The organism is Pseudomonas sp. LF-5, assembly GCF_037626295.1.
Taxonomy (GTDB): Bacteria; Pseudomonadota; Gammaproteobacteria; order Pseudomonadales; family Pseudomonadaceae; genus Aquipseudomonas; species Aquipseudomonas monsensis.
Genome location: NZ_JARKMT010000003.1, coordinates 102,324 through 121,928, shown reverse-complemented (window position 1 = coordinate 121,928; position 19,605 = coordinate 102,324). Strand labels below are relative to the sequence as shown.

Annotated in this window: 18 protein-coding genes; 8 read left to right on the top strand and 10 right to left on the bottom strand. The window is 60.6% G+C overall.

Annotated elements, in window-relative coordinates:
- Positions 1–14 precede the first annotated feature (14 nt).
- Complete coding sequence (recF, locus tag PseuLF5_RS12565; RefSeq protein ID WP_123470104.1) at positions 15–1,118, top strand: DNA replication/repair protein RecF; 1,104 nt, start codon at positions 15–17, stop codon at positions 1,116–1,118.
- Positions 1,119–1,123: 5 nt separating this feature from the next.
- Positions 1,124–3,541 carry a DNA topoisomerase (ATP-hydrolyzing) subunit B gene (gene gyrB / locus PseuLF5_RS12560; RefSeq protein WP_007960764.1) on the top strand — a complete coding sequence of 806 codons (2,418 nt, stop codon included), beginning with the start codon at positions 1,124–1,126 and terminating at the stop codon, positions 3,539–3,541.
- A 111-nt stretch (positions 3,542–3,652) separates the two neighbouring features.
- Here the strand turns inward: gyrB and PseuLF5_RS12555 are convergent, their stop codons facing one another.
- Complete coding sequence (locus tag PseuLF5_RS12555; protein ID WP_222833988.1) at positions 3,653–4,372, bottom strand: response regulator transcription factor; 720 nt, start codon at positions 4,370–4,372, stop codon at positions 3,653–3,655.
- Positions 4,373–4,541: 169 nt separating this feature from the next.
- Between PseuLF5_RS12555 and PseuLF5_RS12550 the strand changes: the two genes are divergently transcribed.
- Positions 4,542–6,074 (top strand): sensor histidine kinase, encoded by a 1,533-nt coding sequence (locus PseuLF5_RS12550; protein WP_128615004.1) that lies wholly within the window; start codon positions 4,542–4,544, stop codon positions 6,072–6,074.
- A 129-nt stretch (positions 6,075–6,203) separates the two neighbouring features.
- Here the strand turns inward: PseuLF5_RS12550 and PseuLF5_RS12545 are convergent, their stop codons facing one another.
- From PseuLF5_RS12545 to glyQ, 4 genes are all read right to left on the bottom strand, one after another.
- Complete coding sequence (locus tag PseuLF5_RS12545; RefSeq protein ID WP_340133665.1) at positions 6,204–6,983, bottom strand: lysophospholipid acyltransferase family protein; 780 nt, start codon at positions 6,981–6,983, stop codon at positions 6,204–6,206.
- Positions 6,984–7,065: 82 nt separating this feature from the next.
- Positions 7,066–7,605: a D-glycero-beta-D-manno-heptose 1,7-bisphosphate 7-phosphatase gene (gmhB, locus tag PseuLF5_RS12540; RefSeq protein ID WP_177490547.1), complete on the bottom strand. Its 540-nt coding sequence runs from the start codon at positions 7,603–7,605 to the stop codon at positions 7,066–7,068.
- 4 nt (positions 7,606–7,609) lie between these two features.
- Positions 7,610–9,664, bottom strand: a complete 2,055-nt coding sequence (glyS, locus tag PseuLF5_RS12535) for a glycine--tRNA ligase subunit beta (protein WP_123470111.1) — start codon at positions 9,662–9,664, stop codon at positions 7,610–7,612.
- On the bottom strand, positions 9,661–10,614 hold the full coding sequence (gene glyQ / locus PseuLF5_RS12530) for a glycine--tRNA ligase subunit alpha (protein WP_003187265.1): 954 nt from the start codon (positions 10,612–10,614) through the stop codon (positions 9,661–9,663). The genes glyS and glyQ overlap by 4 nt, the downstream gene beginning before the upstream one ends.
- A gap of 81 nt (positions 10,615–10,695) precedes the next feature.
- On the opposite strand from glyQ, the gene PseuLF5_RS12525 reads away from it, so the two are divergent.
- The 3 genes from PseuLF5_RS12525 (at position 10,696) to PseuLF5_RS12515 (ending at position 12,494) form a co-directional block, all read left to right on the top strand.
- Positions 10,696–11,253 (top strand): DNA-3-methyladenine glycosylase I, encoded by a 558-nt coding sequence (locus PseuLF5_RS12525; protein ID WP_128615007.1) that lies wholly within the window; start codon positions 10,696–10,698, stop codon positions 11,251–11,253.
- 40 nt (positions 11,254–11,293) lie between these two features.
- Positions 11,294–12,181: a lysophospholipid acyltransferase gene (locus PseuLF5_RS12520; RefSeq protein WP_123454916.1), complete on the top strand. Its 888-nt coding sequence runs from the start codon at positions 11,294–11,296 to the stop codon at positions 12,179–12,181.
- 73 nt (positions 12,182–12,254) lie between these two features.
- The gene (locus PseuLF5_RS12515) at positions 12,255–12,494 is read left to right on the top strand and encodes a PilZ domain-containing protein (RefSeq protein WP_123470115.1); all 240 of its coding nucleotides are present in this window, start codon (positions 12,255–12,257) and stop codon (positions 12,492–12,494) included.
- A gap of 1 nt (position 12,495) precedes the next feature.
- On the opposite strand, the gene PseuLF5_RS12510 is transcribed toward PseuLF5_RS12515, so the two are convergent.
- From PseuLF5_RS12510 to def, 5 genes are all read right to left on the bottom strand, one after another.
- The gene (locus PseuLF5_RS12510; protein WP_123470116.1) at positions 12,496–12,810 is read right to left on the bottom strand and encodes a tetratricopeptide repeat protein; all 315 of its coding nucleotides are present in this window, start codon (positions 12,808–12,810) and stop codon (positions 12,496–12,498) included.
- 168 nt (positions 12,811–12,978) lie between these two features.
- Positions 12,979–14,355, bottom strand: a complete 1,377-nt coding sequence (gene trkA / locus PseuLF5_RS12505; protein WP_007911861.1) for a Trk system potassium transporter TrkA — start codon at positions 14,353–14,355, stop codon at positions 12,979–12,981.
- A 22-nt stretch (positions 14,356–14,377) separates the two neighbouring features.
- Complete coding sequence (gene rsmB / locus PseuLF5_RS12500; RefSeq protein ID WP_340133663.1) at positions 14,378–15,688, bottom strand: 16S rRNA (cytosine(967)-C(5))-methyltransferase RsmB; 1,311 nt, start codon at positions 15,686–15,688, stop codon at positions 14,378–14,380.
- A complete protein-coding gene (gene fmt, locus PseuLF5_RS12495) occupies positions 15,685–16,644 on the bottom strand; it encodes a methionyl-tRNA formyltransferase (protein ID WP_128615010.1) in 960 nt (319 codons plus the stop codon). The genes rsmB and fmt overlap by 4 nt, the downstream gene beginning before the upstream one ends.
- A 57-nt stretch (positions 16,645–16,701) precedes the next feature.
- A complete protein-coding gene (def, locus tag PseuLF5_RS12490) occupies positions 16,702–17,208 on the bottom strand; it encodes a peptide deformylase (RefSeq protein ID WP_027610272.1) in 507 nt (168 codons plus the stop codon).
- Between the two features lie 159 nt (positions 17,209–17,367).
- On the opposite strand from def, the gene PseuLF5_RS12485 reads away from it, so the two are divergent.
- Both PseuLF5_RS12485 and dprA read left to right on the top strand, forming a co-directional pair.
- Positions 17,368–18,393 carry a LysM peptidoglycan-binding domain-containing protein gene (locus PseuLF5_RS12485; RefSeq protein ID WP_123470122.1) on the top strand — a complete coding sequence of 342 codons (1,026 nt, stop codon included), beginning with the start codon at positions 17,368–17,370 and terminating at the stop codon, positions 18,391–18,393.
- 79 nt (positions 18,394–18,472) lie between these two features.
- On the top strand, positions 18,473–19,573 hold the full coding sequence (gene dprA, locus PseuLF5_RS12480; protein WP_267795747.1) for a DNA-processing protein DprA: 1,101 nt from the start codon (positions 18,473–18,475) through the stop codon (positions 19,571–19,573).
- Positions 19,574–19,605: the final 32 nt, after the last annotated feature.

The window sequence follows — 19,605 nt, the reverse complement described above, 5'->3', positions numbered from 1 at the left end:
TCAGCTGATTCTGGATGTCCTTAAGTCGTGTTTCGGTCACCGCGGTGCGCAATCTGCACCCGGTGACCTTCTCCCCCTCCCCCCGCATCAACATTCTTTACGGCGCCAACGGCAGCGGCAAAACCAGTGTTCTGGAAGCCATCCACCTGCTGGGGCTTGCCCGTTCGTTTCGTAGCACGCGGCTGTTGCCGGTCATTCAGTACGAACAACTCGCCTGCACCGTCTTCGGTCAGGTCGAGCTGGCCGAGGGTGGTCACAGCGCGTTGGGGATCTCCCGTGACCGTCAGGGTGAGTTCCAGATCCGCATCGACGGGCAGAACGCCCGTAGCGCTGCGCAACTGGCCGAGATCCTGCCGCTGCAGTTGATCAACCCCGACAGCTTCCGTCTGCTCGAAGGGGCACCGAAGATTCGCCGGCAGTTTCTCGATTGGGGTGTGTTCCACGTCGAGCCGCGATTCATGGCCACTTGGCAACGTTTGCAGAAGGCCTTGCGCCAGAGAAACTCCTGGCTGCGGCATGGTACACTTGACGCCGTTTCGCAAGCGGTTTGGGACAGGGAACTGTGCCAGGCCAGCGCTGAAATCGATGAATACCGCCGCGCTTACATCAAAGCCTTGAAACCAGTCTTTGAACAGACCTTGAGCGAACTGGTTGAGCTTGAAGGTTTGACGCTCAGCTATTACCGAGGCTGGGACAAGGACCGGGAATTGAGTGCCGTACTGGCTGGCTCCGTGCAACGGGATCAGCAAATGGGTCATACCCAGGCCGGCCCGCAACGCGCTGACTTGCGTCTTAGATTGGGCGCACACAACGCCGCGGACATCTTGTCCCGGGGTCAGCAGAAGCTGGTGGTCTGTGCCTTGCGGATTGCCCAGGGGCATCTGGTGAGCCAGGCCCGACGCGGGCAGTGTATTTATCTGGTGGATGACTTGCCGTCCGAGCTGGACGAGGCCCACCGTCGCGCGCTGTGCCGCTTGCTGGAAGACTTACGCTGCCAGGTGTTCATCACCTGTGTAGATCACGAATTATTGAGGGAAGGCTGGCAGACGGAAACGCCAGTCGCTCTGTTCCACGTGGAACAGGGCCGTATCACCCAGACCCACGACCATCGGGAGTGAAGGCATTGAGCGAAGAAAATACGTACGACTCAACGAGCATTAAAGTGCTGAAAGGCCTGGATGCCGTACGCAAACGTCCCGGTATGTACATTGGTGACACCGACGATGGCAGCGGTCTGCACCACATGGTGTTCGAGGTGGTCGACAACTCGATCGACGAAGCCCTCGCCGGCCATTGCGACGACATCAGCATCATCATCCACCCGGATGAGTCCATCACCGTTAAAGACAACGGCCGTGGCATCCCGGTAGACGTGCACAAAGAGGAAGGCGTTTCCGCCGCTGAGGTCATCATGACCGTCCTCCACGCCGGCGGTAAGTTCGACGACAACTCCTACAAGGTATCCGGCGGTCTGCACGGTGTAGGTGTATCGGTAGTGAACGCCCTGTCCGAAGAGCTGGTACTGACTGTTCGCCGCAGCGGCAAGATCTGGGAACAGACCTATGTCCACGGCGTGCCTCAGGCACCGATGGCCATCGTTGGCGACAGCGAAACCACCGGCACCCAGATCCACTTCAAGGCTTCCAGCGAAACCTTCAAGAACATTCACTTCAGCTGGGACATCCTGGCCAAGCGCATTCGTGAACTGTCCTTTCTCAACTCCGGTGTCGGCATCGTCCTCAAGGACGAACGCAGCGGCAAGGAAGAGCTGTTCAAGTACGAAGGCGGCCTGCGTGCGTTCGTTGAATACCTGAACACCAACAAGACTGCGGTCAACCAGGTGTTCCACTTCAACATCCAGCGTGAAGACGGCATCGGCGTAGAAATCGCCCTGCAGTGGAACGACAGCTTTAACGAGAACCTGTTGTGCTTCACCAACAACATTCCGCAGCGCGACGGCGGCACCCACCTGGTGGGTTTCCGTTCGGCCCTGACGCGTAACCTGAACAACTACATCGAGCAGGAAGGTCTGGCGAAGAAGCACAAAGTCGCCACCACCGGTGACGATGCCCGTGAAGGCCTGACCGCGATCATCTCGGTGAAGGTGCCTGATCCGAAGTTCAGCTCGCAGACCAAAGACAAACTGGTGTCTTCCGAAGTGAAGACTGCGGTCGAGCAGGAGATGGGCAAGTACTTCTCCGACTTCCTTCTGGAAAACCCGAACGAAGCCAAGCTGGTTGTCGGCAAGATGATCGACGCGGCCCGTGCCCGTGAAGCAGCGCGCAAGGCCCGTGAGATGACCCGCCGCAAAGGCGCGCTGGACATCGCCGGCCTGCCGGGCAAGCTCGCTGACTGCCAGGAAAAAGACCCGGCACTCTCCGAACTGTACCTCGTGGAAGGTGACTCCGCGGGCGGCTCTGCCAAGCAGGGACGTAACCGCAAGACCCAGGCGATCCTGCCGTTGAAGGGCAAGATCCTCAACGTCGAGAAAGCACGCTTCGACAAGATGATCTCGTCCCAGGAAGTGGGCACGCTGATCACCGCGCTGGGCTGCGGCATCGGTCGCGAAGAGTACAACATCGACAAACTGCGTTATCACAACATCATCATCATGACCGATGCTGACGTCGACGGTTCGCACATCCGTACCCTGCTGCTGACCTTCTTCTTCCGTCAGTTGCCGGAGCTGATCGAGCGTGGCTACATCTACATCGCCCAGCCGCCGCTGTACAAGGTCAAGAAAGGCAAGCAAGAGCAATACATCAAAGACGACGACGCCATGGAAGAGTACATGACGCAGTCGGCCCTGGAAGATGCGAGCCTGCACCTGAACGAAGAAGCCCCGGGCATTTCCGGTGAAGCGCTGGAGCGTCTGGTTAACGACTTCCGCATGGTGATGAAGACCCTCAAGCGTCTGTCGCGCCTGTACCCGCAGGAGTTGACCGAGCACTTCATCTACCTGCCGGCTGTCAGCCTGGAAATGCTTGGCGACCACGCCAAGATGCAAGACTGGCTGGCCCAGTACGAAGTGCGTCTGCGCACCGTCGAGAAGTCGGGTCTGGTCTACAAGGCCAGCCTGCGTGAAGACCGTGAACGTGGCGTGTGGCTGCCAGAGGTCGAGTTGATCTCCCACGGCCTGTCGAACTACGTCACCTTCAACCGCGACTTCTTCGGCAGCAACGACTACAAGACTGTCGTCACTCTCGGTGCTCAACTGAGCACCCTGCTCGACGAAGGCGCGTACATCCAGCGTGGCGAACGCAAGAAAGCGGTCACCGAGTTCAAGGAAGCCCTCGACTGGCTGATGGCCGAAAGCACCAAGCGCCACACCATCCAGCGATACAAAGGTCTGGGCGAAATGAACCCGGATCAGCTGTGGGAAACCACCATGGACCCAAGCGTGCGCCGCATGCTGAAAGTCACCATCGAAGACGCCATCGGCGCAGACCAGATCTTCAACACCCTGATGGGTGATGCGGTCGAACCTCGCCGTGACTTCATCGAGAGCAATGCTCTGGCGGTATCCAACCTGGACTTCTGATTCCGGTCGGCGTCAAACAAAAGGCCAACGCAGATGCGTTGGCCTTTTTATTGGCAGAGTAAAAGATCGCAGCCCAAGTAGGCGCTGCCAACGGTTGCGATCTTCTACTTTCTATTCGGACCCCGCCGCCACACTCTCCAACCGGTACCCATACCCATAAATCGTCAGCAACTGCCACCCGCGATCCGCCGTCAGTCCCAGCTTGTTGCGCAGCCGATAGATATGCGTATCCAGTGGCCGCGACGACGCCATCTCTTCATGTGGCCAAAACCGCTCATACAGATAATCCCGTGATAACGGCCGGCCAAGATTGCTGAACAGGCAGCGGGCCAGGCGATACTCGCGCTCGGTCATCACGATCGGTTTGCCCTCGCGGGTGACGGTCAGTTCGGCATCATCAAAGGTCAGGTCATTGAAGCTCAGCACTTCCGTTGCAGCCGTGCGCTGCTGGCTGTGCCGGCGCAGTACTGCGGTCACCCGTGCTTTCAACTCATTGGGTCTGAACGGTTTACTGACGTAATCGTCAGCACCGGCATTCAGTGCCTGGACGATATCGCTCTCGCCATCGCGACTGGTGAGCATGATCGCCGCCGGCGGGGCTTCCATGTGTTCGCGGGTCCAGCGCAGCAGGGCCAGCCCGGTGAGGTCGGGCAGTTGCCAGTCGAGGATGAGCAGGTCGAAGGTTTCCCGGCGCAGCTGGCGCAGCAAGTCTTCCCCGCGCTCGAAACTGTGCAGTGACCAGGGCTGCTCGCCGGCGCTGGCCATTTGCTGCAGGGTTTGCTCGACCCGGCGCAGTTCGGCCGGTTCATCGTCCAGTATCGCAACGCGCATACGCGGTGATTCCTTGATGCTTGGGCTGTTGGCCGTGAACCATAGTCGCTCGGCCGATGCCATGAAAGTAAGCGGCCCGCCGTTGGTCGACGTCCGCTATGATTCTTCGGGTCTACGTCTCAGACCTGTGCCCCATGAAACCATTCACACTGCCCTGCTCTTTTTGTCCATGACCAGCCCGCGCCGGCGTGAAAGCCGTGAACCCAGTCAAGTGCAGCGCCTGTTTCGCCAACTGGTGCGTGAGTGGTTGTGGATAAGTCTAGTGCTGTTACCGCTGACTGCGCTGTTGTCGTATCGGGCACAGGTCAACTTGCATGACACCTCGCCGGGTATGGGCGCTTTGCTATCCGTAGGCCTCGTGGCGGGTGTGCTTGGATTGCTGTTGTGGCGACCGCGCTGGGCGCTCTGGATAACACTGGTTGGCATGGCGGGCGTGTTGATAACCAGCGCGGGCCTGGCTGAAATCCGCCATTGGTGGTCGCCGACGCCTGCGGTGCTGGGCATGCTGTTTGGTTATCTGATCTGGAACTGGCGGCGTTTGAGCGTGGTGCTGACCTATTTCGGATGGGAGTTGGCGCGGCTGGACAGTGAGCCGAAAGTGTTCCCTGAACGCCGCCGCACACAATTCACCGGGGCTGATCACTTGCAGGGCCAGATCATGGCGCTTGAGCAAGCCATGAGCCGCACCCGCGACACTCGGCGTTTTATCGCCGATGGCCTGGAGTATCTGCCGGTGGCGACCCTGATCAGCGATCCCAAAGGGCAGATCCTTTTGGGCAATCGCAAGGCGCGGAGCCTGTTTGATAACAATCTGGTGGGCGACGATGTGCTCGGTCAACTGGCACTGCTTGGCTACCCCGAGTTATCCACAGAGCCACGCCCCTCGTTGTCCTCCCTGCCCCTGCTGGAATTTCGCGATCACAAGGAACGTAGCCTGCGTCTGGAGCGTGCCGCGTTGCTGCCCGTCGACGGGGACACGCCGATCGGCTGGTTGTTGAGCCTGACCGACCTCAGTGCCGAGCGCGCCGCCGAGGAACAACGCGGGGTTCTGCTGCGCTTCTTGTCTCATGACCTGCGCGCGCCGCATTCGGCGATCCTCGCTCTGCTCGATGTGCATCGTCATCAGGCGGGCGCAGACTCGCCACTGTTCGAGCAGATCGAGCGCCAGGTACGCCGCGCTCTGGATCTGACCGATGGTTTCGTGCTGCTGGCACGCGCCGAGTCCGAGTCCTATCACTTTCAGCCGAGTCTGTTCGCCATGCTGGTGCTGGATGTACTGGATCAAGCATTGCCCATCGCCCAGCAGAAACGCATCGAGCTGCTGCATGATATGGATGAGCCATCCCAGGAGCGGCTGGTCATGGCCGATCAGGCCCTGCTGACCCGGGCGTTATTCAACCTGCTGGAAAATGCGATCAAGTACAGTCCCGCCGACACCACCATTCAATTGCGCGTCAGTTGCCACGCACAATGGTTGCGCTGCGAACTGACGGATCAGGGCAAAGGCATCGCCGCCGAGGAGTTGCCTGACCTGTTCAGCCAGTACCGGCGGTTTTCCTCTGCGCAAGGCATTGATGGCGTCGGCCTCGGCTTGTCGATGGTCAAAGCTGTGGTCGACCATCATGGCGGCCGGATCGACTGTCAAAGCGTCGTCGATCAAGGCACAACCTTTCTGCTTGAGCTGCCGCTTATCCACGAATGACAGGCACAAAAAAAACTTATGCACGTTTTTCGGTGTTTTATTAGCTTGAGAAATATGTATATAAATCAATTACTTGATTTCAATATTCTGGCTTTTTCAACAAAACCGTACACAGGTTATCCACAAAATTCAGACAGCCACCTGATCGCTTCCGGCCGAGGCCTCTGGCGCCGGTGGCAGCGAGCCCATGTCCCGTTGCGCCTGTTCGTTCCAGGCTTGCACCCGGTCGTTCAGATCGGCAATGGCGCGCGGGCCAGTGCCTTCGGCATACATCGGCTCGCCGATGACCACGGTGATCACGCCGGACATCTTCCCCCAGCCGATTTTCGGCCAGAATTTGCCGGCATTGTGTGCAATCGGCAGCACCGGAAGCGCCGCATTGACGGCCAGTGCGCTACCACTGCGGGAGAACTTGCCGACAGTGCCGTAGGGCACGCGGGTCCCTTCCGGGAAGATCAGCACCCAAACGTTGTCCTTGAGCAACTCGTCACCCTTCGCCGCCACTTGCTTGAGCGCGGCTTTCGGGTTGTCGCGATCAATCGCGATCGGTCGCAGCATGGCCATGGCCCAGCCGAAGAACGGCACGTACAGCAGTTCGCGTTTGAGCACCTGGCTCAACGGCGAGAAATAAGCGGAGAGAAAGAACGTCTCCCAGGTGCTCTGGTGGTTCGACTGAATCACGCAGGGCCGCTCAGGCACGTTTTCCGCGCCTTTGATTTCGTAACGGATCCCGAGAAACACCTTGGTTAACCACAAGGCGCAGCGACACCAGTACACGTTGATAAAACGATAACGCGCCTTGAATGGCAAAAACGGCGCGATAAAAAAACTCAAGCTGCACCACAGCAGGGAGGTGGTGCCCAGCAGCAGGTAAAAGAGAAAAATTCTGATGGCCCGCAGTATCGACATAGTGACGTTTACCGTTACGGGGCAATGCCCGAGTGTTCAAGCGCACTCCCGATCAATCCCTGGTCAGGAATTCAGAAGTACTCTAGTTGTGGATAAGTTCTGCGGCAATCGCCGCCAGATCGTCAAAAATCAGAGTGCCAACCGGCAGGGTTTTGCCCTGAGTCTTTGCGCCTTTTCCGGTCTTTACCAAAACTGGCTGTGAATCGACGGCTTTGGCGGCCTCCAGGTCACCAAGGCTGTCGCCGACGAACCAGACATTGGCCAGCTCGACGTTGTAATGCGCCGCGATGGTTTTCAACATCCCCGGTTTCGGCTTGCGACAATCGCAACCTTCGTCCGGCCCATGCGGGCAATACACGATCAAACCGACTTCACCGCCCTGCTCCGCCACGAGCGTACGCAGGCGCGCGTGCATGGCGTCGAGGGTGGTGAGGTCGTAGTAGCCGCGAGCAATGCCCGACTGGTTGGTGGCCACCGCCACCGTCCAGCCGGCCTTGCTCAACTGCGCAATCGCCTCGATCGAGCCGGGCAGCGGAATCCACTCCTCTACCGACTTGATGTAAGCGTCGGAGTCGTAATTGATCACTCCGTCCCGATCGAGAATCAGCAGTTTCAACAGCAGTCCCTCAACCCAGCAGCGAAATGTCGGCAACACCGAGGAACAAGCCACGCAGACGCGCCAGCAGCGCGTAACGGTTGGCCCGGACCTTGGCGTCTTCGGCATTGACCATGACGGCGTCGAAGAACGCATCCACCGGCTCGCGCAGGGCGGCCAGGCGAGCCAGCGATTCGTTGTACTGACGCGCGGCGGCCATTGGCTGCACCGCCTGATCCGCTTGCTGGATCGCCGAGTACAGCGAGAACTCGTTGGCGTTGTCGAAATACTTGGCTTCGACCACGGTCGGCACCGAGCCTTCGACTTTGCTCAACAGGTTCGACACACGCTTGTTCACCGCCGCCAGCGCTGCCGCTTCCGGCAGTTTGCGGAAGGCTTGCACCGCTTGCACACGTTGGTCGAAGTCCAGCGCCGAACCCGGCTTCAGGGCACGCACCGACAGGTAGGTCGCGACATCCACGCCTTCGTCTTCGTAACGCGCACGCAGACGGTCGAAGATGAACTCCAGCACCGCTTCGTTGAGGCCGGCAGCCTTGACCTTGGCACCGAACGCAGTCACGGCGAAAGCCACGGCGTCGTTCAGGTCCAGATCGAGTTTTTTCTCGATCAGGATACGCAGCACACCCAATGCTGCACGACGCAGGGCATACGGGTCTTTGCTGCCGGTCGGCAGCATGCCGATACCGAAGATACCGACCAGGGTATCGAGCTTGTCAGCGATCGCAACGGCGGCACCGGTCAGGGTTGCCGGCAGTTCAGCACCGGCCCCACGTGGCATGTATTGCTCGTTGAGGGCCAGCGCGACGTCTTCCGGCTCGTTGTCGTTCAGTGCGTAGTAGTAACCGGCGACACCTTGCATCTCCGGGAACTCGCCGACCATTTCGGTGGCCAGGTCGCACTTCGACAGCAGACCCGCACGAGCGGCCCACGAAGCGTTGCCGCCAATGCGCGCGGCGATGTACGCAGCCAGTTTGGAAACGCGCTCGGCCTTGTCGTAGACGCTGCCGAGTTTTTCCTGGAACACCACGTTCTTCAGGCGATCATTGAAGGCTTCGAGCTTCTGCTTCTTGTCTTGCTTGAAGAAGAACTCGGCGTCGGTCAGGCGTGGGCGCACCACTTTCTCGTTACCGGCGATGATCTGCTGCGGGTCTTTGCTTTCGATGTTGGCCACAGTGATGAAACGTGGCAGCAACTTGCCGTCGGCATCCAGCAGGCAGAAGTACTTCTGGTTGTCCTGCATGGTGGTGATCAGTGCTTCCTGCGGCACATCGAGGAAACGTTCCTCGAACGAGCACACCAGCGGCACCGGCCATTCAACCAGGGCGGTCACTTCGTCGAGCAGTGCTGGCGGAACGATTGCCGTGCCTTCCTGACGGGTCGCCAGTTCTTCGGTGCGCTTGCTGATGATTTCGCGACGCTCGTTGGCGTCGGCCAATACATAAGCGGCACGCAGGTCAGCGAGATAGCTCGACGGCGAACCGATGCGCACGCTTTCCGGGTGGTGGAAACGGTGACCACGGGAGTCACGGCCAGCCTTTTGCGCGAGGATGGTGCAGTCGATTACCTGGTCGCCGAGCAGCATCACGAGCCATTGGGTCGGACGCACGAATTCTTCCTTGCGCGCACCCCAACGCATGCGTTTCGGGATCGGCAGGTCGTTCAGCGAATCTTCGACGATGGTCGGCAGCAGACTTGCGGTCGGCTTGCCGGCGATGTTCTGGCTGTAGCGCAGTTTCGGACCGCTCTGGTCGATTTCGCTCAGCTCGACGCCGCACTTCTTGGCAAAGCCCAGTGCCGCTTGAGTCGGGTTGCCTTCAGCGTCGAACGCCGCCTGACGTGGCGGGCCGTCGAGGTTGATGCTGCGATCCGGCTGCTGGGTGGCCAATGCGGTGATCAGCACAGCCAGACGACGCGGCGCGGCGTAGACGGTTTTGGTTTCGTAGCTCAGACCTGCCGCTTGCAGGCCCTTGTCGATACCGGCGAGGAACGCTTCAGCCAGGGTGTTCAGGGCTTTGGGTGGCAGTTCTTCGGTGCCCAGTTCAACCAGAAAATCTTGCGCACTCATTGTGCAGCCTCCAGCTTGGCCAGTACTTCGTCACGCAGGTCCGGGGTCGCCATCGGGAAGCCCAGCTTGGCGCGTGCCAGCAGGTAGGCTTGCGCAACGGAACGCGCCAGGGTGCGTACGCGCAGAATGTATTGCTGACGCGCGGTCACCGAGATCGCCCGGCGCGCATCCAGCAGGTTGAAGGTGTGCGACGCCTTCAGGACCATTTCGTAGCTTGGCAACGGCAGCGGCTGGTCGAGCTCGATCAGGCGCTTGGCTTCGCTTTCATAGAAGTCGAACAGTTCGAACAGTTTGTCGACGTTGGCGTGTTCGAAGTTGTAGGTGGACTGCTCCACTTCGTTCTGGTGGAACACGTCGCCGTAGGTCACTTTGCCGAACGGACCGTCAGCCCAGACCAGGTCGTAGACCGAATCCACGCCTTGCAGGTACATGGCCAGACGCTCGAGACCGTAAGTGATCTCGCCGGTCACCGGGTAGCACTCGATGCCGCCCGCTTGCTGGAAGTAAGTGAACTGAGTCACTTCCATGCCGTTGAGCCAGACTTCCCAGCCCAGACCCCAGGCGCCGAGGGTCGGCGATTCCCAGTTGTCTTCGACGAAGCGGATGTCGTGGACCAGCGGGTCCAGGCCGACATGCTTGAGGGAGCCCAGGTACAGTTCCTGGAAGTTGTCCGGGTTCGGCTTCAGGACTACCTGGAACTGGTAGTAGTGCTGCAGACGGTTCGGGTTTTCGCCGTAACGGCCGTCAGTTGGACGGCGGCTTGGCTGCACGTAAGCGGCGTTCCAGGTTTCCGGGCCGATGGCGCGGAGGAAGGTCGCGGTGTGGAAAGTGCCGGCGCCTACTTCCATATCGTAGGGCTGAAGTACCACGCAACCTTGCTCGGCCCAGTATTGCTGGAGCGCGAGGATCAAGTCTTGGAAGGTACGCACGGCTGGCGTAGGCTGGCTCACGAAATTCACCTGTTTCTTGGGCTGCGATTTAAAGAGCGGGAGTATACCCGATTCATTGCTGCGCACGCCCCCTGGAGCCTTATGCCACGCTGCTTTTGGTGTACCGAAGATCCGTTGTACATGGCTTATCACGACCAGGAGTGGGGCACGCCGCTACGCGATGCGCAGGGTTTGTTCGAGTTGCTTTTGCTCGAAGGGTTCCAGGCCGGGCTGTCCTGGATCACCGTGCTGCGCAAGCGCGAGCGTTATCGCGAAGTGTTGTTCGGCTTTGACGTACAACGCGTGGCGCAGATGAGCGACGCCGAAATCGACGAATTGATGCTCGACCCCGGAATCATCCGCAACCGCCTCAAGCTCAATGCCGCCCGGCGCAATGCCCAGGCCTGGCTGGCGCTGGAGGACCCGGTGGCGTTTCTCTGGTCGTTCGTTGGCGGCCAGCCGATCATCAATCACTTCAAGGATCGCAGCGAAGTTCCGGCGATCACCCCCGAAGCGCTGGCGATGAGCAAAGGCCTGAAAAAGGCTGGGTTCACGTTCGTCGGCCCGACCATTTGCTACGCGTTGATGCAGGCCTCGGGCATGGTCATGGATCACACTCAGGATTGCGACCGCTACGCGCAGCTCGCCAACGGCGGTTAGAATGGCCGCCTCGCGCACAGCACAAGATCAGGAGTGACCTGTGGAAAAGTTTAAAGGCGCCTTGCTGGTAGGCGCTCTGCGGCTGTTTGCCCTGCTGCCATGGCGGGCCGTGCAGGCCGTCGGTTCGGCAATCGGCTGGATCATGTGGAAAACCCCCAACCGTTCCCGCGACGTGGTGCGGATCAACCTCGCCAAATGTTTTCCACAGATGGATGCGGCCGAACGTGAGCGTCTGGTCGGCCAGAGCCTGAAAGACATCGGCAAGTCGCTGACCGAAAGCGCCTGCGCGTGGATCTGGCCGGCACAGCGCTCCATTGATCTGGTGCGCGAAGTCGAAGGCCTCGACATTCTCAAGGACGCATTGGCCTCGGGCAAAGGCGTGGTCGGCATCACCAGCCACCTGGGCAACTGGGAAGTGCTCAACCACTTCTATTGTAGCCAGTGCAAACCGATCATTTTTTATCGTCCACCGAAGCTCAAGGCTGTGGATGAATTGCTGCGCAAGCAGCGTGTGCAACTGGGCAACAAAGTCGCCGCCTCCACCAAGGAAGGCATCCTCAGTGTGATCAAGGAAGTGCGCAAAGGTGGTGCAGTGGGCATTCCGGCTGACCCGGAACCGGCCGAATCCGCCGGGATCTTCGTGCCGTTCTTTGCCACGCAGGCGCTGACCAGCAAGTTCGTGCCGAACATGCTGGCGGGCGGTAAGGCCGTGGGTGTGTTCCTGCATGCGCTGCGCCTGCCTGACGGCTCTGGCTACAAAGTGATCCTCGAAGCCGCGCCCGAAGCCATGTACAGCACCGATACCGCCGAGTCTTGCGCAGCGATGAGTAAAGTCGTCGAGCGTTACGTGGCGGCGTACCCGAGCCAGTACATGTGGAGCATGAAGCGCTTCAAGAAACGTCCGCCGGGCGAAGAGCGCTGGTATTGAGCTGATTGGCATGTTCTGTGGATAACCTCACTGCCGAGGTTATCCACAACCGTTCATCAAAGGGCGCAACAAGATGTCCGAACACCGTAAGTCGTTTCGCATCAAGATCACTCACGACAGCTTCGGCGAATGCCTCGGCCAGACGCGCAACCTCACGCCTACCGGCGTGTATGTGCAACATCCGCGGCTGGCGTCGTTGCCCAAAGGCGCAGTGGTTTACGGACAGGTGCAGGGTTTACCCACAGGTGCGCCGCGGGTGCGCATGGAAGTGGTGACGGTGGATGCCGAGGGTATCGGTCTTCGCTACCTCTGATTTATTGCGCCTGACGATCGAGCTTTTTCAAAAACACCGCCATTTCCTTCTCGGCCTGCTTGTCGCCATGAACGCGAGCTGCTTCCAGACCTTGTTCCCACGCCTGCCGCGCAGCGGCGTGATCGCCCAGCGCCAGGTGTGCCTTGCCCAACAGTTTCCAGGCCGCCGAGTACTTTGGATCGAAGCCGACACAGCGCTCAAAGTGCTCGGCAGCCTTGGCATTTTCCCCAAGATCCAGATAGCCCTTGCCCAGGCCGAAGCGCAGCAAGGAGTTATCCACACCCTTGGCGAGCATTTTTTCCAGGGATTCGAGCATCGGTGGATTCCTTTTCTGCTGTGTCAGGGAAGATTTGTGGCGCTGCCATCGCTGGCAAGCCAGCTCCCACAGGGTTCTCGGGTGCACATCACATTTGTGAACAACCACAAAACCTGTGGGAGCTGGCTTGCCAGCGATGGGGCCAATGAAGGCAACGCTCATTCCGGATCAGAAGAAGCTCAACCCCACATGAAACAGCTTCTCCACATCGCGAATATGCTTTTTATCCACAAGGAACAGGATCACATGGTCGCCCGCTTCGATCACCGTGTCATCGTGGGCGATGATCACCTGTTCGTTGCGGATGACCGCGCCGATGGTGGTGCCCGGTGGCAGGCCGATCTTCTCGATCGGTTTGCCGATGACCTTGCTCGACTTCGCATCACCGTGGGCAATCGCCTCGATGGCTTCGGCCGCACCGCGACGCAGTGAGTGCACGCTGACGATATCGCCACGGCGCACGTGCGCCAGCAAGGTGCCGATGGTCGCAAGCTGCGGGCTGATGGCGATGTCGATGTCGCCGCCCTGAATCAGATCGACGTAGGCCGGATTGTTGATGATCGTCATCACCTTCTTCGCCCCCAACCGTTTGGCCAGCAGCGACGACATGATGTTGGCTTCGTCATCGTTGGTCAGCGCGAGGAAGATGTCGGCGTCGGCGATGTTCTCTTCCAGCAGCAGGTCGCGGTCGGAAGCGCTGCCCTGCAACACCACGGTGCTGTCGAGGGTGTCGGAGAGATAACGGCAACGTGCCGGGCTCATCTCGATGATCTTCACCTGATAGCGGCTTTCGATGGCCTCGGCCAGGCGTTCGCCAATCTGCCCGCCGCCAGCAATGACAATGCGCTTGTAGGTTTCGTCGAGGCGGCGCATTTCGCTCATGACCGCGCGAATATTCTCACGGGCGGCGATGAAGAAGACTTCATCATCCGCTTCGATCACCGTGTCGCCTTGCGGCAGGATCGGTCGGTCACGGCGGAAAATCGCTGCCACGCGGGTTTCGACGTTCGGCATGTGCTCGCGCAACTGCCGCAGTTGCTGACCCACCAACGGCCCGCCGTAATAGGCGCGCACCGCGACCAGTTGCGCTGCACCCTCGGCGAAGTCGATCACCTGCAAGGCGCCGGGATGCTGGATCAGGCGCTTGATGTAGTTGGTCACCACTTGCTCGGGGCTGATCAGCACGTCAACCGGAATCGCTTCGTTCTGGAACAACTGCTCCTCGCGATTGAGGTAGGACGCTTCGCGCACCCGGGCGATCTTGGTCGGGGTGTGGAACAACGTGTGGGCAACCTGGCAGGCGACCATGTTGGTCTCGTCGCTGTTGGTCACCGCCACCAGCATGTCGGCATCGTCGGCGCCGGCCTGACGCAGCACCGACGGCAGCGAGCCCCGGCCCTGCACGGTGCGGATGTCGAGGCGGTCGCCGAGGTCGCGCAGGCGCTCGCCGTCAGTGTCGACCACCGTGATGTCGTTGGCCTCGCTGGCCAAATGCTCGGCCAGCGAACCGCCGACCTGTCCCGCACCGAGGATGATGATTTTCATCCAGTCACTCCGTTGAATCCGTTTAGCCGCGCGCGGCAGCGATCTTGATCAGTTTGGCGTAGTAGAACCCGTCATGCCCGCCCTGTTGGGCCAGCAATTGGCGACCATGGGGCTGCTTGATCCCGGCCGAGGTGGCCAGATCCAGTTCACGGGCACCGGGCGTGCGCTCGAGGAACGCAGCGATAACTTCGGAGTTCTCGGTCGGCAAGGTCGAGCAGGTGGCGTACAGCAGGATGCCGCCGACTTCGAGGGTTTTCCACATCGCGTCGAGCAGTTCGCCTTGCAGTTGCGCGAGGGCGACGATGTCATCTGGCTGACGGGTCAGCTTGATGTCCGGGTGGCGGCGGATCACCCCGGTCGCCGAGCATGGCGCGTCGAGCAGAATGCGCTGGAACGGCTTGCCGTCCCACCATTTCGCCGTATCGCGGCCGTCGGCGGCGATCAGTTCGGCGTTTAGACCGAGGCGTTCAAGGTTTTCCTTAACGCGCAACAGACGCTTGGCTTCCAGATCCACCGCCACCACGCCGGCCAGCGCCGGTTCGGCTTCGAGGATGTGGCAAGTCTTGCCACCGGGCGCGCAGCAGGCGTCGAGCACGCGCTGGCCCGGCGCCAGATCAAGCAGATCGGCGGCCAGTTGTGCGGCCTCGTCCTGCACGCTGATCCAGCCCTCGGCGAAGCCCGGCAGGCTGCGTACATCGGCAGCGGATTCGAGGACGATGCCGTCGCGACTGTAGACGCATGGCGTCGCAGCAATACCTGCGTCCGTCAGCAAACCGAGATAGGCGTCGCGGCTGTGATGGCGGCGATTGACCCGCAAAATCATCGGTGGGTGCGCGTTGTTCGCCGCGCAGATGGCTTCCCACTGCTCCGGCCAGAAGGCCTTCAGGGATTTTTGCAGCCAGCGCGGATGAGCCGTGCGCACCACCGGGTCGCGCTCCAGTTCGGCGAAAATCGTCGCGCTTTCGCGCTGGGCATTGCGCAGCACGGCATTGAGCAGGCCTTTGGCCCAAGGCTTTTTCAGCTTGTCGGCGCAACCCACGGTTTCGCCGATGGCGGCGTGGGCCGGCACGCGGGTGTAGAGCAATTGATAAAGGCCGACCAGCAGCAGCGCCTCGACATCGGCATCCGCAGCTTTGAACGGCTTTTGCAGCAGCTTTTCGGCCAGTGCCGACAGGCGTGGCTGCCAGCGCGCGGTGCCGAACGCCAGATCCTGGGTGAAACCGCGATCGCGGTCTTCGACCTTGTCCAGTTGTGTCGGCAGCGAACTGTTCAGCGAAGCCTTGCCGCTGAGCACGGCGGCGAGTGCCTTGGCGGCGGCCAGACGCGGGTTCATTGCGCGTCCACCACGGCGCCGAGCACGGTGCCGACGGCGAATTTCTCACGACGGCTGTTGAACAAGTCGCTGAAGTTCAGCGCCTTGCCGCCGGGCAATTGCAGGCGGGTCAGGCACAGCGCCTGCTCGCCGCAAGCGACGATCAAACCGTCCTTGCTGGCGCTGAGCACTTCGCCTGGCGCGCCCTTGCCTTCAGCAAGTGTTGCCGCCAGTACTTTCAGCGCTTCACCGTTGAGCGTGCTGTGGGTGATCGGCCACGGGTTGAAGGCGCGCACCAGACGTTCCAGCTCGACTGCTGGACGGCTCCAGTCGATGCGTGCTTCGTCCTTGTTCAGTTTGTGCGCGTAGGTGGCGAGCGCGTCGTTCTGCACTTCGCCTTCGAGCGTGCCTGCGGCCAGGCCGGCAATCGCCTGCACCACCGCTGGCGGGCCCATCTCGGCGAGACGGTCGTGCAGCGTGCCGCCGGTGTCGTCGGCGCTGATCGGGGTGACGACCTTGAGCAGCATCGGCCCGGTATCGAGGCCGGCTTCCATGCGCATCACGGTCACGCCGCTTTCGGCATCACCGTGTTCCACGGCGCGCTGGATCGGCGCCGCACCGCGCCAGCGTGGCAGCAGCGAAGCATGACTGTTGATGCAACCCAGGCGCGGAATATCCAGCACCGCTTGCGGCAGAATCAGGCCGTAGGCGACCACCACCATCAAGTCCGGCTTCAATGCGGCAAGCTCTGCCTGAGCATCCGCGTTGCGCAGGGTCGGTGGCTGCAACACCTGGATATTGTTTTCCAGGGCGAGTTGTTTGACCGGGCTCGGCATCAGTTTTTGCCCACGACCGGCCGGACGATCCGGCTGGGTGTAGACCGCAACGATCTCGTAAGGGCTGTTCAGCAGGGCCTTGAGGTGTTCGGCGGCAAATTCCGGGGTACCGGCAAAAACGATGCGCAGTGGCTCAGTCATGGAAGGCGTCTCATAAAAAGAAAAAGGCTTGCCGCAGCAAGCCTTTGAAGAGGGGCATCAAGCGTTCTGGCGGTGGAGCTTTTCCAGTTTCTTCTTGATCCGGTCGCGTTTGAGCGTGGACAGGTAATCGACGAACAACTTGCCGTTGAGGTGGTCGCATTCGTGCTGAATGCACACCGCAAGCAGGCCTTCGGCGATCAGTTCGTAAGGTTGGCCGTCGCGGTCCAGCGCCTTGATTTTGACCTTCTGCGGGCGGTCGACGTTTTCGTAGAAGCCCGGTACCGAGAGGCAGCCTTCCTGGTACTGATCCATCTCGTCGGTCAGCGATTCGAACTCGGGGTTGATGAACACCCGTGGCTCGGTGCGGTCTTCGGAAAGGTCCATCACGACAATACGTTTGTGCACGTTGACCTGGGTCGCGGCGAGGCCGATGCCCGGCGCTTCATACATTGTTTCAAACATATCATCGACCAACTGACGCACTTCGTCGTCCACTACGGCCACAGGCTTGGCGATAGTGCGCAGACGCGGGTCCGGGAATTCGAGGATGTTTAAAATGGCCATAGGCTGATTGCTGCACATGTTGAGTAAAGTCGGGTCGATGGCCTGGCAGGTCCGAAGATGCAGGCTACCGTTGTGAAGCGTAGCTAATGCAGTTTGCAGTAGCGAGCCACGGGGGCTCTGACGGTTCACGCGAACGCACATGATAAAGGGATTCGCTGCATGAGGAAAACACTACTCGCCCTGCTGCTTCTGGCTTCGGCCGGCGTGGCGCAAGGGCAAGTGCAACTCAGGGATGGTTTTCCACAGCAATACACGGTGGTTTCGGGGGATACCCTCTGGGATATCTCCGGCAAATACCTGCGCGAGCCCTGGCAATGGCCGCAGCTGTGGCGGGCCAACCCGCAGATCGAAAACCCCAACCTGATTTATCCCGGCGACACCCTGACGCTCAGCTACGTCAACGGCCAGCCGCAACTGACCCTCAATCGAGGCGAGTCACGGGGCACGATCAAACTGTCGCCGCGCATCCGCACCAGTCCGGTGGCCGAGGCGATTCCGAGCATTCCACTCAAGTCGATCAACAGTTTTCTCCTGAGCAACCGCATCGTCGACAAGGTCGAGGACTTCGACAAGGCGCCGTACATCGTCGCCGGCGACGCCGAACGGGTGCTCAGCGGCACCGGCGACCGGATTTTCGCCCGCGGCCATTTCGACCCGAGCCAGCCGGTGTACGGCATCTTCCGTCAAGGCAAGGTCTACACCGATCCACAGACCAAGGAGTTTCTCGGGATCAACGCCGACGACATCGGCGGCGGTGAAATCGTCGCCACCGAAGGTGACGTCGCCACCCTTGCCCTGCAACGCACCACGCAGGAGGTGCGTCTGGGTGACCGCTTGTTCAGTGGCGAAGAGCGTTCGATCAACTCGACGTTCATGCCCAGCGCGCCCGCCACCCATATCAACGGCGTGATTATCGACGTGCCGCGCGGTGTCACACAGATCGGCGTGATGGACGTGGTGACCCTGAACAAGGGCAAACGCGACGGCCTCGCCGAAGGGAATGTGCTGGTGGTGATGAAAACCGGTGAGACCGTGCGCGACCGGATTACCGGCCAGCCGCTGAAAATTCCCGATGAGCGGGCTGGTTTGCTGATGGTGTTCCGCACTTACGAAAAGCTCAGCTACGGCCTCGTACTCAACGCATCGCGCTCACTGGCGGTGCTCGACAAGGTGCGAAACCCTTAGCAGGCTCAACAAGTTACCAACAGAGTTATCCACAGCTTGTTCCGAATGGTTCGGGGCTTATAACGATCAAGGATGATCCATGCCGCTGTCTGTCTGTACGCCGGTCTCCCCTGCGGAACTGGAAGCGCGTTTGCGCCTGCACCGTTTGCCGGAAATCGGCCCGAAACGTTTTGCCAGGTTGCTTGAAGCCTTTGGCTCGGCATCCAAGGCGCTCAGCGCTCCGGCCACAGCCTGGCGCTCACTGGGTATGCCGGCGGCGAGTGCCGAGGCCCGGCGCAGCCCTGAAGTGCGCGACGGCGCCAGCCATGCGATGCGCTGGCTAGAGCAGCCCGGGCAGCATTTGCTGATGTGGGATCAAGCGGATTACCCGGCACTGCTGGCGCAGATTCCCGATCCCCCACCGTTGCTGTTCGTCGCGGGCGATCCGCATATTCTGGAAAAACCGCAACTGGCGATGGTGGGCAGTCGCCGCGCCTCGCGCCCGGGGATGGACACCGCAGTGGCGTTTTCGCGCAGCCTGGCCGGGGCCGGTTTTGTCATCACCAGTGGCCTGGCCTTGGGCATTGATGCTGCCGCGCATCAAGCTGCACTGGACGTTGGCGGGCTGACCGTCGGGGTGTTGGGCACTGGACTGGAAAATTTTTATCCACAGCGCAATCAGCGACTGGCCGAGGCGATGATCGCGTCCGGCAGCGCCGTGCTTTCGGAGTTTCCGCTGGATGCCGGACCCAGCGCCAGCAACTTTCCGCGACGTAACCGGATCATCAGCGGTTTATCCCTCGGCGTACTGGTGGTCGAGGCGAGTGTCGCCAGTGGTTCGCTGATCACCGCACGGCTGGCGGCGGAACAGGGGCGCGAGGTGTATGCCATTCCCGGCTCGATCCATCACCCCGGCGCCCGGGGCTGTCACCAGTTGATCCGCGACGGCGCGGTGCTGGTGGAAACCATCGAACATATCCTCGAAGCCCTGCGAGGCTGGCAACATCCAGCCCTGTCCACAGGCACGCCGAGTGCCGATCATCCCTTGTTATGCCTGCTCCATGCTGCGCCGCACACCAGTGAAGCCTTGGCCCACAGCAGCGGCTGGACACTGCCCAAGGTGTTGGCCGCCCTCACGGAGCTGGAAATGGAGGGCCGGGCGGTGAGTGAAAATGGCCGCTGGTTTGCGCGCGTGAGCTAGGTTTTACGGGGAAGATCGGTAAACTGCGCGAA